We start from the raw sequence: 16,166 nt of genomic DNA on the forward strand, positions 1-16,166 counted from the left end.
ACTGACCGGGAGGGTGAGCGCCATGGGCTGGGATAACCCGGTGGTGCCCTGGTCCGAGCTGGAGCGGCGGCTCTCCGACCACCACCGCGAGGGCGTGCCCGTCGGAGTGCCGGTCCCCGACGGAGGGGACGCACCAGGGTGGTCACGCAAGCGTGCGGCGTATGCCGCGCGGCCCAGGGTGCGCCGACCCGAGGACGTCACCGCCTATGCCGAGCTGCACTGCCACTCCCACTACAGCTTTCTCGACGGCGCGAGCAGCCCGGAGGCGCTGGTCGAGGAGGCGGTCGGCCACGGCCTGGCCGCCCTCGCCCTGACCGACCACGACGGGTTCTACGGGGTGGTCCGGATGGCCGAGGCGGCCGAGGCCTACGCGCTGCCCACGGTCTTCGGTGCCGAGCTCTCGCTGGGCCTGACCGCACCCCAGAACGGCGTGGCAGACCCCGAGGGCGACCACCTGCTGGTGCTCGCCCGCGGAGAGCGGGGCTACCACCGGCTCGCCGAGATCATCACCACCGCCCAGCTCGCCGGTGCCGAGAAGGGCAAGCCCGTCTACGACCTCCACGAGGTCGCCGACCGCTGCCGGGGCGAGGTGATGGTGCTCACCGGCTGCCGCAAGGGCGCAGTCCGCCGGGCGCTCACCGGCGGTCCTGGTGGTGCGAGGCGGTTGGACCCGGCGGCGGCGGCGCCAGCCCTGCACCACCTCATCGACCTCTTCGGGCCCGACCACGTGCTCGTCGAGGTCTTCGACCACGGACAACCCCTCGACAGCACGGTCAACGACGCCTTGGCCGTGGCCGCCGCCGAGGCCGGGCTCCCGGTCGTGGCGACCAACAACGTCCACTTCGCCACGCCGAAGGCCGCCCGTCTCGCCCAGGCCGTCGCCGCGGTGCGGGCCCGCCGCGCCCTCGACGCCATGGACGGGTGGCTGCCCGCCGCGGGCACGGCATACCTGCGCTCTGGCGCCGAGATGGCCGCACGCTTCGCGCGGTTCCCCGGTGCGGTGGAACGCACCGTCGACATCGCCGCCGACCTCGCCTTCCCCCTGCGCAGCGCCTCGCCGAGGCTGCCCAAGCAGGCCGTGCCCGACGGCCACACGACGATGTCGTGGTTGCGTGAGCTGGTTCGCCGTGGTGCCGAACGGCTCTACCCGAACGCCCCCGCCAGCACCGCCGAGCGGCTGGAGCGTGAGCTCCGCGTCATCGAGGAGAAGGACTTCCCGGGGTACTTCCTCATCGTCCACGACATCGTGGCGTTCGCCCGCAGTCGCGGGATCCTCTGCCAGGGAAGAGGATCCGCCGCCAACTCGGCGGTGTGCTACGCGCTGGGCATCACCGCCGTCGACTCGATCCGCTACGACCTCCCGTTCGAGCGGTTCCTCTCTGCGGTGCGCGACGAGGAGCCCGACATCGACGTCGACTTCGACTCCGATCGCCGTGAGGAGGTCATCCAGTGGGTCTACGAGAAGTACGGCCGTCGCAACGCCGCCCAGGTCGCCAACGTCATCACCTACCGTCCCAAGTCGGCGATCCGTGACGTCGCCAAGGCCCTCGGCTACTCGGTCGGCCAGCAGGACGCCTGGTCCAAGCAGATGGACTCGTGGTCGAGCGTGGTGGCCGCCGGCGCCGACCACGACATCCCGCCTCGGGTGGTGGGCCTGGCCCAGGAGCTGCTGGGGTCACCACGCCACCTGGGCATCCACTCCGGCGGGATGGTGCTCACCGACCGACCGGTCGGCGAGGTATGCCCGATCGAGCCTGCGCGCATGGACAACCGCACCGTCCTGCAGTGGGACAAGGACGACTGCGCCTGGATGGGGCTGGTCAAGTTCGACCTGCTGGGGCTGGGGATGCTCGGCGCCCTCCAGCACACCCTGACGCTGGTGGCCGACCACCTCGGTGAGCGGTGGGAGCTCGCGACGCTGCCCAAGGAGGAGCGTGGCGTCTACGACATGCTGTGCCGAGCCGACTCGGTCGGGGTGTTCCAGGTCGAGAGCCGCGCCCAGATCGGCACCCTCCCGCGACTCAAGCCACGCTGCTTCTACGACCTCGTCATCGAGATCGCGCTCATCCGGCCGGGGCCGATCCAGGGCGGCGCGGTCCATCCGTACATCCGGCGCCGCACCGGTGAGGAGCCGGTCACCTACCTGCACCCCAAGCTCGAACCCGTGCTGAGCCGCACCAAGGGCGTGCCGCTTGTTCCAGGAGCAGCTCATGCAGATGGCCGTCGCGGTGGGCGACTGCACCGCGGCCGAGGCCGACCTGCTGCGCCGCGCCATGGGTTCCAAGCGAGGCATCGAGAAGATCGCCACCTTGCGTGCCCAGCTCTATGCCGGCATGGAGCACAACGGCATCACCGGGTCCTTGGCCGACGAGATCTACGCCAAGATCGAGGCCTTCGCGAACTTCGGTTTCGCCGAGAGCCACGCGCTGAGCTTCGGACTGCTGGTCTACGCGAGCTCGTGGCTCAAGCTGCACTACCCGGGCGCGTTTCTCGTCGGCCTCCTGCGCTCCCAGCCGATGGGGTTCTACTCGCCGCAGAGCCTCGTGGCCGACGCCCGCCGACACGGGGTCGAGGTGCTGCGTCCCGACATCCTCGCCTCCGGGGTGCAGGCCGACCTCGAGCCGCTCACCGGAGGGACCCCCGGCGGGATGGACGCCTGCCTGCAGCAGTCCCAGCCACCGGTGGGTGACTTCGATGCCGACGCGCGCGTCGACCACGCCGACCACCGGCGCGACGGGAGGTATGCCGTGCGGCTGGGGCTGGCGGACGTCACCTCGATCGGGGTCCCGCTCGCCACCCGGATCGTCGACGAGCGGCTGGCGAACGGCCCGTTCACCAGCATGACCGACCTGACCCGCCGGGTCCGGTTGACCGTGCCGCAGGTCGAGGCACTGGCCACGGCACGGGCCTTCGACTGCTTCGGGCTGAGTCGTCGTCAGGCCCTGTGGGACTCGGGCCGGGCAACACTGGAGAGCGCCGGGCAGCTGCAGGGTCTGGTCATGGACTCGACGATCCCGGCGCTGCCGGGCATGGAACCCGTCGAGGACACGATGGCCGACCTGTGGGCACTCGGGATCTCGCCGCAGGACCACCCGATCACGCACGTGCGCCCGCTGCTGGACGCGCGCGGGGTCCTGGCAGTCTCGACCCTCGCCACCACCGAGCCCGGCCGGGTGCGGGTCGGCGGGGTGGTCACTCATCGGCAGCGACCGGCGACGGCGGGTGGGGTGACCTTCCTCAACCTCGAGGACGAGACCGGCATGCTCAATGTCATCTGCTCGACCGGTGTCTGGACTCGCTACCGTCGGCTGGTCCGCCAGTCGAACGCGCTCGTGGTGCGCGGAATGCTGGAGCGTCGGGGGTCAGTGGTCAACCTCCTGGCCGACCGGATCGACCTCCTGCCGCTGGCCATCCGCACGCCGTCGCGCGACTTCCGCTGAACGCGGGACGTCCGGTGCTGCCGGCACGGCCGCTCAGCTGGCCTTCTTGGTCGCCTTCTTCGCTGTCGCCTTCTTCGCGGCGGTCTTCGTCGCCGGCTTCTCCGCGGTGCCCTCGCCGCGGGAGGCCTTGGCCTTGTCGACCGACTTCTTCAGCGCCGCGAGCAGGTCCACGACCTCGCCCGAGTCGTCCTTCGACGTCGGCGCCAGCTGCACCTCGCCGCCCTCGACCTTGGCCTTGACCAGCGACTCCAGCGCGGCGGCATAGTCGTCCTCGTAGTCGTCGGGCTGGTAGTCGCCCGCGAGCTGCTCGATGAGCAGATCGGCCATGGCCAGCTCCTGCTTGGTGGCCTTGGCGTCGTCGTCGAGGGTCGCGAAGTCGGGCTTGCGGATCTCGTCGGGCCACAACATCGTCTGCATGACGATGACGCCCTCGTGCACGCGCAGCACCGCCATCGTCATCCGCGTGCGGATCGAGACCGTCACGACCGCGACCCGGTTCTCCTTCTCCAGGGCGTCGCGGAGCAGGATGTAGGGCTTGGTCGAGGCCTTGTCCGGCTCGAGGTAGTACGACTTGTCGTAGTACATGGGGTCGATCTGCTCGGCCGGCACGAACTTCTCGACCGAGATCTCCTTGCTGCTGGTCGCAGGCAGGTCCTTGAAGTCCTCGTCGGTGAGGACGACCATCTCGCCGTCCTCGGTCTCGTACCCCTTGGCGATGTCGTCGTACGACACGATCTCGCCGTCGATGCTGCAGACCCGCTGGTACTTGATCCGGCCGCCGTCCTCACGGTGCACCTGCCGGAACTGCACGTCGTGGTTCTCCGTGGCGGAGTACAGCCGGATCGGTACGTTGACCAGGCCGAAGGACACCGCGCCCTTCCAGATCGCTCGCATGGTCGGATCCTCCCGTATGCCGCGGGGCTGGTCCAGCCTCGCCCCTGGACCCAGCCTATTGCGTCAGGATGGCCCCATGCGCCCCATGCTGGCCACCCGAGCCACTGCCATCCCGGCAGGGGCGGAGTGGATCCATGAGGTGAAGTGGGACGGCATGCGGGTGCTGGCGGACGTCCGTGACGGCGTGCTCACCCTGACGTCCCGCACCGGCAACGACGTCACGGCGTCCTACCCCGAGCTGGCCGGCCTGAGCGGCCTCTACGACGACATGCTGCTCGACGGCGAGGTGGTCGCCCTCGACGGCGGCCGCCCGTCCTTCGGGGCGCTGGCGGACCGGATGCACGTGCGTGACCGACGCAAGGCCGAGCGGCTGGCCGCCACCCGGCCGGTGACGCTCATGGTGTTCGACCTGCTGCGGCTCTACGGCGCGGACCTCACCACCCAACCACTGTCGGCCCGGCGCGAGATGCTCGAGCGACTCGACCTCGACGGGCGCCACTGGCAGGTGCCACCGGTCTACGACGACGGACCCGAGCTGTTCGCCGCGACCCTCGAGCAAGGCCTCGAGGGAGTGGTGAGCAAGCGGCTCTCGTCGACCTACCTGCCCGGACGGCGTTCCACCGACTGGCTGAAGTCGCCGCACCACACCACGATCTCGGTGGTCGTCGGCGGCTGGCGCGCGGAGAAGACCAACGAGTCCGGGCGGCTCGGCGCGGTGCTCGTCGGCCTGCCCGACGGCGCTGGCGGCTGGCGGTATGCCGGCGGGCTGGGCAGTGGGATCGCCGGGCGCGCCGCGACCCAGCTGGCCGAGGCGCTCGCACCGCTGCGCCGCCAGGACTCCCCGTTCAGCACCGAGGTGCCCCGCATCGACGCCGTCGGCGTGACCTGGGTCGAGCCCACCCTGGTCGTCGAGGCCCGCGCGCTCGAGGTGACGCGCGACGGCCGGCTGCGCCAGCCGGCATACCTCGGGATTCGCACCGACCTCACGCCCCGCGACCTGCAGGACGAGCCGTGACCGAGAACGCCGCCGTCCTCGTCGAGGGACGCAAGCTCAAGCTGACCAGCCTCGACAAGCTGCTCTACCCGTCCACCGAGACGACCAAGGGCGAGGTGCTCAGCTACTACGCCCAGGTGGCGCCGGTGCTCCTGCCCCACCTCGCCGGACGCCCGCTCACCCGGGTGCGCTGGCCGCACGGCACCGGCGACCAGAGCTTCTTCGAGAAGAACCTGCCGTCCGGGGCGCCGTCCTGGCTGCCTCGGGTGAAGCTCGACGACGTCACCTATCCGATGGTCGACGACCTCGCCCACCTCACCTACCTGGTCAACCTCAACTCGATCGAGCTGCACATCCCCCAGTGGAGGGTCGACGCCGACGGCGAGCGCCAGCGCCCGGACCGCCTCGTCATCGACCTCGACCCCGGCGCGCCGGCCGGGCTCAAGGAGTGCGCGACGGTGGCCCTGATGGTGCGCGAACGACTGGGCGCCCTCGGCCTCGACCTGTTCCCCGTCACCAGCGGGAGCAAGGGCATGCAGCTGTATGCCGCGCTGCCGGGCGACCTCACCTCCGACCAGGTGCGTGACCTCGCCCAGCAGCTGGCGCAGGAGCTCACCAAGAAGCAGCCCGAGCTCATCGTCTGGAAGATGACCAAGTCGCTGCGCCCCGGGAAGGTCTTCCTCGACTGGAGCCAGAACGTCGCGGCGAAGACGACCATCTGCCCGTACTCGCTGCGTGGGAAGGAGACGCCGACCGTGGCGGCCCCCCGCACGTGGGACGAGGTCGACGCCGGTGCGCGGGGGGAGACCTTCGAACAGCTGATGTTCGACGAGGTGCTGGATCGTCTCGACGAGCACGGCGACCTCGTGGCCGACCTGCTCGCCTAACAGTCGATTCAGTGGGCCTTGTCGTAGGCCGCCTGGATCTCTGCGGAAATTCGGCCACGGTCGCTCACCTTATGGCCATTCTTGCGCGCCCAGTCCCGCACGTCCGCGAGGTCACGCTTGCCGCCACCGCGTGAGGACGGGCGTCCTGCGGCCCGGCGGCCGCCGGCACGTCGGGCATGACCGACGTACGGCGCCAAGGAATCACGCAACCCGGCGGCATTCGCGGCGTTGAGGTCGATCTCATAGGTGACGCCGTCGAGGGCGAAGGTGACGGTCTCGTCGGCCTCCGATCCGTCGAGGTCGTCCTCAAGAACAATGTTGACGCGCTGAGCCATGCGAATTCCTTTCCTACGAAGAAGATGCAGGTCTCAAAATAGGGCCTGGCGCCGCAAAAAAGAAATGGGCTATGGCTATTCCCCGGTCATTTCTCAGAATCGTCCGGTGCAGAATGTCCGTCATCCCCGGATTTCTGCTGGTCACGGTCCCACTGCGAATGCGCGAGCCTTTCCTTGCGGTCGCCTTCAATCATGTTCTTGATGACCAGCCAGAAGAGCACTCCCACCCCGGTCGAGGGGATGAGGGCCGCGACGTAGGGCCACAGGCCGCTCATCGTCCGAGCTCGGGCTTCAGGTGGGGGAACAGGATCGTCTCGCGGATGCTCGCTCCGGTGAACAGCATGACCAGTCGGTCGACCCCGAAGCCGAGGCCACCCATGGGGGGCGCGCCGTACTCCAGGGCCCGCAGGAAGTCCTCGTCGAGCTGCATCGCCTCGGGGTCGCCGCCCGCCGCGCGGATCGACTGGGCGGTCAGGACCTCCCGCTGGACGACCGGGTCGATGAGCTCGGAGAAGCCCGTCCCCCGCTCGACGCCGCCGATGATGAGGTCCCACGCCTCGATGTGACCCGGCTTCGAGCGGTGCGGACGGGCCAGCGGCTGCGCGATCGCCGGGTAGTCGCAGAGGAAGGTGGGCTGGAGCAGCCCCGGCTCGACGAGCTCGCCGAGCAGCTCGAGGAAGACCTTGTCCTTGTCCCAGAGGGGGTCGACGGCGACGTCGTGCTTCGCGGCATACGTGCGCAGGGTGTCGACGTCGGTGTCGATGGTGACGGTCTCACCCACCGCCTCGGACACACCCTCGTAGACGGGCAGCCAGCGCCACGGGCCGTCGAGGTCGATCGTGCCTGCCGGGGTCTGCACCTGACGCGAGCCCAGAGCATCGCCGACACCGAGGTAGACGTCGCGCATGAGGGCGGCGATAGAGGTCTGGTCGCCGTAGGCCTGGTAGGCCTCCAGCATCGTGAACTCAGGGCTGTGGGTGGAGTCGACTCCCTCGTTGCGGAAGATCCGCCCCATCTCGTAGACGCGGTCGACCCCGCCGACGACAGCCTTCTTGAGGTTGAGCTCCAACGCGATCCGCAGGGTCATCTCCTGGTCGAACGCGTTCATGTGGGTCCGGAAAGGCCGCGCCGCCGCCCCGCCGTGGATGAGCTGGATGATCGGGGTCTCGACCTCGAGGTAGCCCTGGCTGTCGAGGACCCCCCCGGATCGCCGCGAGCGCCGTGGCCTTGGTGCGCACCATGTCCCGCGACTCCTGGCGCACGATGAGGTCGGCGTAGCGCTGTCGGACCCTGGACTCCTCGGACAGGTCCTTGTGCATCACCGGCAGCGGGCGCAGCGCCTTGGACGCCATCTCCCAGCGGGTGGCCATGACCGAGAGCTCGCCGCGCCTGGAGGAGATGACCCGGCCCTCGACGAACACGTGGTCGCCCAGGTCGACGGTCGCCTTCCACGCGGCGAGCGACTCCTCACCGACCTCGGCCTGGCTGAGCATCACCTGGAGGCGGGTGCCGATGCCTTCCTGGAGGGTCGCGAAGGCGAGCTTGCCGGTGTTGCGGATGAAGATCACGCGCCCCGCGACGCCCACGACGTCCTGGGTCTCCTCGCCGGTCTCGAGGTGCTGCCAGCGCTCGCGCACCTCCTGCAGGGTGTGCGTGCGCGGCACCGACACCGGATAGGCCTGCGCGCCCTCGGCCAGCAGCCGGTCGCGCTTCTCGCGACGGACCTTCATCTGCTCGGGCGGATCGACGTCGGGCACGATCGCCGGGGTTTCGCTGGCGGTGTCGCTCGCGGTGGGATTCACCCGCAAAGGGTACCGACCCCAGATGGGTGTCCCTGAACGCGCTCCGTCCCGCCAGTGCTCACTCAGCCGGAGTGAGGTCCAGAGCCAGGTCGACGATGGGTGAGGAGTGCGTGAGCCCCCCGACGCTGAGGTAGTCCACGCCGGTGAGGGCATAGGCCCGGGCCACGTCGAGCGTCAGGCCACCGGTCGCCTCGAGCTCCACGACCTCGCCGGTCGCGCGCACGGCCTCGACCGTGGCACGAAGGAGCTCGACCGACATGTTGTCGCACAGCAGGAACCGCGCGCCGACCGCGACCGCCTCGAGGGCCTCGGCGGTCGTGGTGACCTCGACCTGCACGGGAACGTCCGGGAAGGTGCCATGCACCGCGGCATACGCGGCGCTGAGCGAGCCGGCAGCGAGCTTGTGGTTGTCCTTGATCATCGCGACGTCGTAGAGGCCCAAGCGCTTGTTGCTGCCGCCGCCCGCTCTCACCGCGTACTTCTCGAGGGCGCGCAGGCCCGGCGTGGTCTTGCGGGTGTCGAGGACCGTCGCGCCGGTGCCCTCGAGGCGCGTCGCCCACTCGCGGGTGTGCGTCGCGACCCCGGAGAGCCGGCAGAGGAGGTTGAGCATCGTGCGCTCGCCCACGAGGGTCACCTGGGTGGATCCGTGCAGCGTGGCGACGACGTCACCCGCCGCGACCTGGTCCCCGTCGTGACGCGTGGTGGAGATCTGCAGGGGCTGGGCGCCGAGCCGCCTGGCCACCTCGTCGAAGACCAGCGCCACGACGGGTATGCCGGCGATGACGCCGGGTGCCCGTGCCACGACCTGGGCGGCGCTCACCTGCTCGGGCGGGATGGTCGCCATCGTCGTGACATCGACGCCCTCGGGCCCACCGAGGTCCTCGTCGAGGGCAGTGCGGACGACCGCGAGGGCGGCGACGTCGGGGAACTGCAGGTCGGTCATGTGAGGTCCTGTTCGGGGACGGGTTCGAAGGTCGTGGTCACTCGCCCGTCGGCGCCACGCGTCACGAGGGTGTGACCGCGCCACCGGGGATCGTCGAGGGCGGTGAAGTCGGATCGCAGGTGGCCACCGCGGGTCTCCTCGCGAAGCCTCGCCGCCAGGGTGAGCACCTGCCCGACGTGCAGCAGGTTCGTGGTCTCCCAGGACCGCGGGCCGGGCTCCTGGGCGGGCCCGGTCGCAGCCACCGTGGCGAGGACGGCTGACGTGTCGGCGAGCGACTCGGCGGACCGGACCGCGCCCGAGCCGCGGGTCATCGCCGACTGCACGATCGTGCGCGAGTCGGCCCCGATCAGGGCTGGGACCCCTTGCGCCCCAGCAGGTTTCGCATGAGGGAGCTCGCCGTTGGCCAGCCGCGCACTGATGTCGTCGGCGATGCGGTGCGCGAAGACCAGGCCCTCGAGGAGGGAGTTCGACGCCAGCCGGTTGGCTCCGTGGACCCCGGTGCAGGAGACCTCACCACAGGCGTACAACCCGGCCAGGCTCGAACGGCCGTTCAGGTCGGTGCGCACGCCCCCGCTCGCGTAGTGCTGGGCCGGGGCCACCGGCAGCAGGTCGGTCGCCGGGTCGAACCCCAGCTCGCGACAGCGAGCCACGATCGAGGGGAACCGCTTCTCGAGGAACTCACGGCCGAGGTGTCGGGCGTCGAGGAAGACGTGGTCCGCGCCGCTCTCGCGCAGGCGCGCGGCGATGGCGCGGGAGACGACGTCGCGGGGTGCCAGGTCGGCGAGCGGGTGCACGCCCTCCATGAAGCGCACTCCGTCGCCGTCGACCAGGTAGGCGCCCTCGCCGCGGACAGCCTCGGAGATCAACGGTTGCTGGCCACTGGCGCCCTCGCCCAGCCAGAGCACCGTCGGGTGGAACTGCACGAACTCGACGTCCGCGAGGGTGGCGCCGGCCCGCAGGGCAGCGGCCATGCCGTCACCGGTGGCCACACTCGGGTTGGTCGTGGCCGAGTAGACCTGACCCAGCCCACCTGTGGCCAGGACGACCGCGCGGGCCAGCGCGGCCCCGACGCCGTCCATCTGGCCCTCGCCGATCACGTGGAGCGTGACGCCGCAGACCCGTGAGTCGTCGTCCTTGAGGAGGTCGACCACGAGCGCGTGTTCGATCACCTCGATGCCGGGGTCGTCCTGGACGCGGTGCAGCGCAGCGATGAGGGCGCGCGAGATCTCCTTGCCGGTCGCGTCGCCACCGGCATGGGCGATGCGGTCCTTGTGGTGCCCGCCCTCGCGCGTGAGCTTGAGCTCGCCCTCGTCGTCGCGGTCGAACTCGGCACCCAGGGCCACCAGCTCGCGAACCCGCGCCGGGCCCTCGTGAACCAGGGCGGTGACCGCGGGCACGTCACACACGCCGCACCCCGCGACCAGGGTGTCGTGGAGGTGTTCCTCGGGCGAGTCCCCGGGGTCGAGTGCAGCGGCGATGCCGCCTTGTGCCCACTGGGTCGATCCCTCGCTGAGGACCGTCTTGGTCACCAGGAGCACGCGGTCGACGCGCTGGCGCAGCCGGAGCGCGGTCGTCAGCCCCGCGATGCCCGACCCCACGACGATGACGTCGGCAGAGGTGGTCCAGCCGGGGTCGGGGGCGACGAGGTGGCCGGGAATCCGCAGGCCCGTGGGTTGCGGTTCGCTCATGGCCGCTCAGTCATGGTGGCGGGCGGTGACCGCCGAGGTCCTCAGGCCGAAGCCGTCGGGCACGTCGCCGACATCGTGCCCGATCTCGACGATCTTGTTGTCCTTGTCGACGAAGACGACCTGAGGCTCGAAGGTGCGCGCCTCGGCGTCGTCCATCGCGGCATACGCGATGACGATCACGGTGTCGCCGGGCGAGATGAGGCGCGCCGCAGCGCCGTTGATGCACAGGATGCCGGAGCCGCGCTCACCCTCGATGGCATAGGTCGTGAGGCGGTTGCCGTTGTCGACGTCGACGACGTCGACCTGCTCGCCCGGCAGCAGGCCCGCGGCATCCATGAGGTCGCGGTCGATGGTCAGCGACCCGACATAGTGCAGGTCGGCCTGGGTCACGGTCGCCCGGTGGATCTTCGCGTAGAGCATGAACCGCTGCATGTCGTCCTCCGGTTCTACTGCTTCGGCTGCTTCGGCGCGGCGGACGGCACATCGGAGAACACCTCGAGTGCGCCACCCCCCGGGCCGACGTCGATGGGCAGGTTGTCGATGAGTCGGGTGGTGCCGACTCGGCCGGCGACGGCGAGCAGAGCCTCACCGCGGTACCACTCCGGCACGTCCTCGAGCGTGGCAGGGTGCACGAGCACGAGGTAGTCGATGAGGGCGAGCGGCTCCCTGACGAGCACCTCACGGGCGGCCCGACGGATCGCCGACGGCCCCTCGCCGGCAGCGGCCGCACCCGCCTGCAGGGCGTGCGACAGGCAGAGCGCCACCTCGCGGTCGGAGTCGGTGAGGTAGGTGTTGCGGCTGCTCATGGCGAGCCCGTCGGGTTCGCGCACGGTCGGTGCCGCGACAACCGTGACCGGGAAGTCGAGGTCGCGCACCATGCGCCGGATGAGCAGCAGCTGCTGGGCGTCCTTCTGCCCGTAGTAGGCGGAGTCGGCACTGGTCAGGTGCAGGAGCTTGGCGACGACCGTGAGCATGCCGTCGAAGTGGCCGGGTCGCGCCTGGCCCTCGAGGACGTTGCCCAGGGGCCCGGCGGAGATGCGGACCCCGGGGTCGCCGTCCTCGTAGATCACGTCAGGGGTCGGGGCGAACACGAGGTCGACCCCGGCGCTGCGACAGATCTCCAGGTCGGCGTCGAAGGTCCGCGGGTAGCGGGACAGGTCCTCGCGCGGCCCGAACTGCAACGGGTTGAGGAAGATCGTGACGATGACGTGGGCAGCGCGTTGACGGGCGGTGCGGATCAGGGTCGCGTGCCCGTCGTGCAGGGCGCCCATGGTCATGACCACCGCGACGTCACCGTCGGTGAGGGCCGCCCTGGCCGCGCGCAGCTCGTCGCGGGTCCGCGCGACGACCGGCCCGTCGACGTGCCCGTCGACCTGCCCGTCGATCTGGGCCACCTGCGCGTCGAGGGAGACGGTCGGTACGGCGATCTGTTCGCTCACTTAACGCTCCTGGTCGCTCGCGAGGATGTCCAGCAGGGGTTCGGCGGTGTGCGGCCGCAGCCGGCCACTGGCCAGGGCCCGCTCGGCCGTGGCGCGCGCCAGTGCCACATAGGTGGGCCGCACATCCGGGGTCAGGCTCTGAAGTTGTCGCAGGTGCTCGGCAACGGTACCGGCATCCCCACGCGACACCGGGCCCGTGAGAGCCGCATCACCCGCACGCAACGTGTTGTCGAGAGCGGCCGCAACGAGGGGCCCGAGCACCCTCGCCGGTGTCTCGACCCCTGCGGCCCCCAACGCCTGGAGGGACTGGGCGATGAGCGTCACGAGGTGGTTCGCCCCGTGGGAGAGGGCCGCGTGGTACATCGGCCGGGCCGACTCCTCGATCCACACCGGCTCGGCGCCGATCTCGAGAACCAAGGCCTCGGCGACCGCACGCAAGGGCTCGGGAGCGGTGACGCCGAAGCAGCAGTCGAGCAGCCGGTCGAGGTCGATGACGGTGCCCGTGAACGTCATCGCGGGGTGCAGGGCCAGCCCGAGGACATGGTGACTCGCGACGGGGGCGTAGACCTCGAGGCCGTGGCGGCCCGAGGTGTGGAAGGCCAGCTGTCCGGTCTGCCAGGTGTGGGTGGCGGCCAGGCCCGAGATGAGGTCGGCCAGCGCGTCGTCGGGGACGGCGAGGACCACGAGCTCTGCGCGGGCCACGACCTCCTGGGGCGTGAGCACCGGGACGCCAGGCAACAGCTCTGCCGCTCGGGTCACCGACTCTGCGCTGACGCCCGACACCCCCACCAGCCGGTGGCCGGCCCGCTGGAGCGCGGCGCCGATGACGGCGCCGACCCGGCCCGCGCCCACGACGCCCACCTCGAGGCGGGCCGGACGCTCGTCGCTGGGAGTCACATCGTGAACGCTACCCGCCCGCGGCGACTAGCCTCTGGCGGGTGGAGGCGATGCCCTGGGAGCAGGCGTGGCAGGAGGCTCTCTACGGCGCGCGCGGGTTCTACCGTTCGGCCGCCGGGCCCGCGGCGCACTTCACCACCGCCACCCATGGCGCGACCGGGCGCCTGCTCGCCGAGGCGCTGGCGCAGCTCGCCCGCGAGAACCACCTCACCCAGGTCGTCGACGTGGGCGCCGGACGCGGCGAGCTGCTCACCCACCTGTATGCCGCGGAGCCGGCGCTGCGGCTCACCGGCCTGGACGTCGTGGCCAGGCCCGCCACCCTGCCCGGTGCGGTGCGCTGGCTCCGCTCGCCCGGCGGCGCGGCCGTTCCAGCCGAGCTCGCCCACCTCGAGTCCGCGCTGGTCGTGGCCCACGAGTGGCTCGACGTGGTGCCCTGCCCCGTCGCGGAGGTCGACCTCGATGGCGTCCTGCGGCACCGGCTGGTGGATCCTGCCGGTGCCGAGTCGTGGGGTGAACCCGTCACGGGTGACGAGCTCGAGTGGTGCCGGGCGCACTGGGCAGCTACCGAGCCGGGCCAGCGCGTCGAGATCGGCTTGTCCCGCGCCACCGCGTGGTCCGAGCTGCTCTCCCGGGTTGACGCCGGGATCGTGCTCGCCGTCGACTACGGCCATCGCAGCGGAGACCGGCCCCACGGCGGCACGCTCGCGGCATACCGCGCTGGGCGCATGGTCGACCCGGCACCCGATGGCACCTGCGACCTGACCGCCCACGTCGCGATGGACACCCTCGACCACGACGACCTGCTCGACCAGCGCACGGCCCTGCGTGGCCTCGGGATCGTCGGGCGCTCTCCCGACCACGAGCTTGCCCGCCGTGACCCTGCGGGCTACCTGCGCGCCCTGGAGCGGGCCGGCGCGGCCACCGCCCTGACGGCCCATGGCGGGTTCGGCGACTTCCTGTGGGCGCTCAAGCGCGTGGGGTGACCACCAACCGCTCGAAGCCGCGCAGCACGAACGTCGGGCGACGCACTGCCTCGACCACCTCGAGCTCGGGGAACCGGCCAAGCAGGGTCCGCAGCGAGATCTCGAGCTCCAGCCGCGCGAGCGGTGCCCCGAGGCAGAAGTGGATGCCCGCGCCGAAAGCCAGGTGCGGGTTCGGGTCGCGCGTCGGGTCGAACCGGTCCGGGTCGGCGAACACCGTGGGGTCGCGGTTCGCGGCACCCAGCAGCGCGGCCACCTTGTCGCCCGGCGCGAAGGCGACGCCGACGACCTCGGCGGGCTCCCTGGCGGTCCGCTCGAACAGGTGCAGCGGCGAGTCGTGGCGCAGGAACTCCTCGACCAGACGTGACACGGCACCAGCGTCGGCCACGTCGACCTGTGGCCGTTCGGGAGCGGTGAGCCAGGAGTGCAGGCCGTTGCCGAACCCGTTGACGCTCGCCTCGTGGCCGGCGTTGAGCAGCAGCACCGCCGCGGCCACCAGCTCGTGAGCGGCAAGCCGGTCCGAGCCGTCGCGGGCCTGGACGAGGTCGGTCAGCAGGTCCTGACCCGGTGTCCGTGCCCGGTCCGTCGCCAACGCCTCCACGTAGGCCGCGAACTCGGCGGCCGCTGTGCGGGCCGCTGCCTCGTCGGCGGGTGTTCGGTCCACCTCGTACATCCGCACGATCGCCTGGGACCACGGCCGAAGGTGGTGGCGGTCGGACTCGGGGACACCGAGGAGCTCGGCGATCACGAGCACGGGGAGCGGCTCGGCATACGCCGCCAGCACGTCGAACGGGCCGCCCGGGACCTCGCGCAGCAGACCCACAGCCAGCTCCTCGATGCGCGGTGCGAGTCGCTGCACGTGCCCGCGACCGAACGCCCCGGCGACGAGGCGCCGCAGCCGGGTGTGCTTGGGCGGCTCGGAGTCGAGGATCGAGTCGGCGTGCAGCCAGTTGAACGTCTGCCAGTCGTGCTCCGGGGCGCGGTCGTGGAAGATCCGGCCGAGGCGCCGGTCACGCAACACCGCACCGGCCTCGGCGTGGCCCGTGGCCAGCCACATACCCAGACCCGAGTGCCACGCGAGGGGCGCCACGGCGCGCAGGGCCGCGAGGTGGGGATAGGGATCGGCTACCACGGCGGGGTCGCTGAGGTCGAGCAGGTCAGCGGCGTCGACGGCCTTCGGAGCGGGCACAGTCGAAGCCTGCCGCAGGGCGCTCGGTTTTGTCAGGTGCTCCGGGCGGGGCAGACTTGAGGGCTGCTGCACGTCGAAAGGACCCCTCGTGCTTGTCGTCCCCCGGAAGCATCGGCACCGCCTCAGCCTGCTCGCTGCACCCTGCGTGGTCGGGGCGGTCGCGTTGACCGCCTGCGGGGCCTCCGGCTCGCAGGGCGGCGCCGCAGTGACGGTCACCATCACCCCCACCGTCACGGCCACCGGTGGGCCAGCCGCCCCGGCCACCCCGACGGTGCCCAAGAGCGACGACATCGGACGGGCCTTCGACTACGGCGCGGTGGTGAGCAGCACGACGGTGGCCGGCGTGACCGTCATCAAGCTCGACCGCTACACGTGGAAGGGTCTCGACGACGCCAAGCTCGCTCGTCAGGGCCTGCCCGTCGCTCCGTTCAAGGGCAAGCTCCCCTACGAGAACCTCAACACCAGGCTCGTCTACACCCTGCCCGTCGCAGCCGGAGCGCGGATCCTCTACCACCACTGCGTCGCCGCGGACCAGCCGCTGCAGACCAAGTCGGTGGCCATGAAGGACTTCCTGCCCCTGGTCGACCCGGAGAAGACCGTGGTCGTCGCCCTCGACGCCCAGGGCCGCGTGACCGCCGCCGAGAACATCCCCGGCTGCCCCGGCTGAGGATGGCCTAG

13 protein-coding genes and 2 pseudogenes are annotated in these 16,166 nt (G+C 71.0%); 5 read left to right on the forward strand and 10 right to left on the reverse strand.

Going from position 1 to position 16,166, the window contains the following annotated elements:
- Positions 1-22: 22 nt before the first annotated feature.
- Positions 23-3,440 (forward strand): annotated as a pseudogene (locus GKE56_RS11250) (error-prone DNA polymerase).
- Between the two features lie 33 nt (positions 3,441-3,473).
- On the opposite strand, the gene GKE56_RS11255 reads toward GKE56_RS11250, so the two are convergent.
- On the reverse strand, positions 3,474-4,334 hold the full coding sequence (locus GKE56_RS11255; RefSeq protein ID WP_154684620.1) for a Ku protein: 861 nt from the start codon (positions 4,332-4,334) through the stop codon (positions 3,474-3,476).
- A 76-nt stretch (positions 4,335-4,410) separates the two neighbouring features.
- Between GKE56_RS11255 and ligD (GKE56_RS11260) the strand changes: the two genes are divergently transcribed.
- Together ligD (GKE56_RS11260) and ligD (GKE56_RS11265) are read left to right on the forward strand one after the other, a co-directional pair.
- Positions 4,411-5,349, forward strand: a complete 939-nt coding sequence (gene ligD, locus GKE56_RS11260) for a non-homologous end-joining DNA ligase (RefSeq protein WP_154684621.1) — start codon at positions 4,411-4,413, stop codon at positions 5,347-5,349.
- The gene (ligD, locus tag GKE56_RS11265) at positions 5,346-6,215 is read left to right on the forward strand and encodes a non-homologous end-joining DNA ligase (protein ID WP_154684622.1); all 870 of its coding nucleotides are present in this window, start codon (positions 5,346-5,348) and stop codon (positions 6,213-6,215) included. Before ligD (GKE56_RS11260) ends, ligD (GKE56_RS11265) begins: the two co-directional genes overlap by 4 nt.
- A gap of 8 nt (positions 6,216-6,223) precedes the next feature.
- Here ligD (GKE56_RS11265) and GKE56_RS11270 read toward each other — a convergent pair whose 3' ends face one another.
- The 8 genes and pseudogenes from GKE56_RS11270 to GKE56_RS11305 all read right to left on the reverse strand — a co-directional run bounded on the left by GKE56_RS11270 (position 6,224) and on the right by GKE56_RS11305 (position 13,319).
- On the reverse strand, positions 6,224-6,550 hold the full coding sequence (locus tag GKE56_RS11270; RefSeq protein WP_154684623.1) for an Lsr2 family protein: 327 nt from the start codon (positions 6,548-6,550) through the stop codon (positions 6,224-6,226).
- A gap of 86 nt (positions 6,551-6,636) precedes the next feature.
- Entirely contained in the window at positions 6,637-6,825 is a 189-nt protein-coding gene (locus GKE56_RS11275; RefSeq protein WP_154684624.1) for a lysyl-tRNA synthetase, read from the reverse strand.
- Positions 6,822-8,280 (reverse strand): annotated as a pseudogene (gene lysS, locus GKE56_RS11280) (lysine--tRNA ligase). Before lysS ends, GKE56_RS11275 begins: the two are co-directional and overlap by 4 nt.
- A gap of 130 nt (positions 8,281-8,410) precedes the next feature.
- On the reverse strand, positions 8,411-9,295 hold the full coding sequence (gene nadC / locus GKE56_RS11285; RefSeq protein WP_154684625.1) for a carboxylating nicotinate-nucleotide diphosphorylase: 885 nt from the start codon (positions 9,293-9,295) through the stop codon (positions 8,411-8,413).
- Positions 9,292-10,983 (reverse strand): L-aspartate oxidase, encoded by a 1,692-nt coding sequence (locus GKE56_RS11290; protein ID WP_154684626.1) that lies wholly within the window; start codon positions 10,981-10,983, stop codon positions 9,292-9,294. The genes nadC and GKE56_RS11290 overlap by 4 nt, the downstream gene beginning before the upstream one ends.
- A gap of 6 nt (positions 10,984-10,989) precedes the next feature.
- Positions 10,990-11,415 carry an aspartate 1-decarboxylase gene (gene panD / locus GKE56_RS11295; RefSeq protein ID WP_154684627.1) on the reverse strand — a complete coding sequence of 142 codons (426 nt, stop codon included), beginning with the start codon at positions 11,413-11,415 and terminating at the stop codon, positions 10,990-10,992.
- Between the two features lie 14 nt (positions 11,416-11,429).
- The gene (gene panC, locus GKE56_RS11300) at positions 11,430-12,368 is read right to left on the reverse strand and encodes a pantoate--beta-alanine ligase (RefSeq protein WP_154685751.1); all 939 of its coding nucleotides are present in this window, start codon (positions 12,366-12,368) and stop codon (positions 11,430-11,432) included.
- 54 nt (positions 12,369-12,422) lie between these two features.
- Positions 12,423-13,319 carry a Rossmann-like and DUF2520 domain-containing protein gene (locus GKE56_RS11305; protein WP_154684628.1) on the reverse strand — a complete coding sequence of 299 codons (897 nt, stop codon included), beginning with the start codon at positions 13,317-13,319 and terminating at the stop codon, positions 12,423-12,425.
- 50 nt (positions 13,320-13,369) lie between these two features.
- On the opposite strand from GKE56_RS11305, the gene GKE56_RS11310 reads away from it, so the two are divergent.
- Complete coding sequence (locus GKE56_RS11310; protein ID WP_154685753.1) at positions 13,370-14,302, forward strand: SAM-dependent methyltransferase; 933 nt, start codon at positions 13,370-13,372, stop codon at positions 14,300-14,302.
- On the opposite strand, the gene GKE56_RS11315 is transcribed toward GKE56_RS11310, so the two are convergent.
- Positions 14,286-15,488 (reverse strand): cytochrome P450, encoded by a 1,203-nt coding sequence (locus GKE56_RS11315; protein WP_230208913.1) that lies wholly within the window; start codon positions 15,486-15,488, stop codon positions 14,286-14,288. The genes GKE56_RS11310 and GKE56_RS11315 overlap by 17 nt on opposite strands.
- Before the next feature lie 88 nt (positions 15,489-15,576).
- Between GKE56_RS11315 and GKE56_RS11320 the strand changes: the two genes are divergently transcribed.
- On the forward strand, positions 15,577-16,155 hold the full coding sequence (locus tag GKE56_RS11320) for a hypothetical protein (RefSeq protein WP_154684629.1): 579 nt from the start codon (positions 15,577-15,579) through the stop codon (positions 16,153-16,155).
- Positions 16,156-16,166: the final 11 nt, after the last annotated feature.

Origin of the sequence: Nostocoides sp. HKS02 (assembly GCF_009707485.1) — a bacterium.
Lineage (GTDB): Bacteria > Actinomycetota > Actinomycetes > Actinomycetales > Dermatophilaceae > Pedococcus.

Excerpts from the sequence above, each read along its gene's own strand:
- GKE56_RS11255 (WP_154684620.1), bottom strand. The coding sequence starts at position 4,334 with ATGCGAGCGATCTGGAAGGGCGCGGTGTCCTTCGGCCTGGTCAACGTA.
- ligD (WP_154684621.1), top strand. The coding sequence starts at position 4,411 with ATGCGCCCCATGCTGGCCACCCGAGCCACTGCCATCCCGGCAGGGGCG.
- GKE56_RS11270 (WP_154684623.1), bottom strand. The coding sequence starts at position 6,550 with ATGGCTCAGCGCGTCAACATTGTTCTTGAGGACGACCTCGACGGATCG.
- GKE56_RS11275 (WP_154684624.1), bottom strand. The coding sequence starts at position 6,825 with ATGAGCGGCCTGTGGCCCTACGTCGCGGCCCTCATCCCCTCGACCGGG.
- nadC (WP_154684625.1), bottom strand. The coding sequence starts at position 9,295 with ATGACCGACCTGCAGTTCCCCGACGTCGCCGCCCTCGCGGTCGTCCGC.
- GKE56_RS11290 (WP_154684626.1), bottom strand. The coding sequence starts at position 10,983 with ATGAGCGAACCGCAACCCACGGGCCTGCGGATTCCCGGCCACCTCGTC.
- panD (WP_154684627.1), bottom strand. The coding sequence starts at position 11,415 with ATGCAGCGGTTCATGCTCTACGCGAAGATCCACCGGGCGACCGTGACC.
- GKE56_RS11310 (WP_154685753.1), top strand. The coding sequence starts at position 13,370 with ATGCCCTGGGAGCAGGCGTGGCAGGAGGCTCTCTACGGCGCGCGCGGG.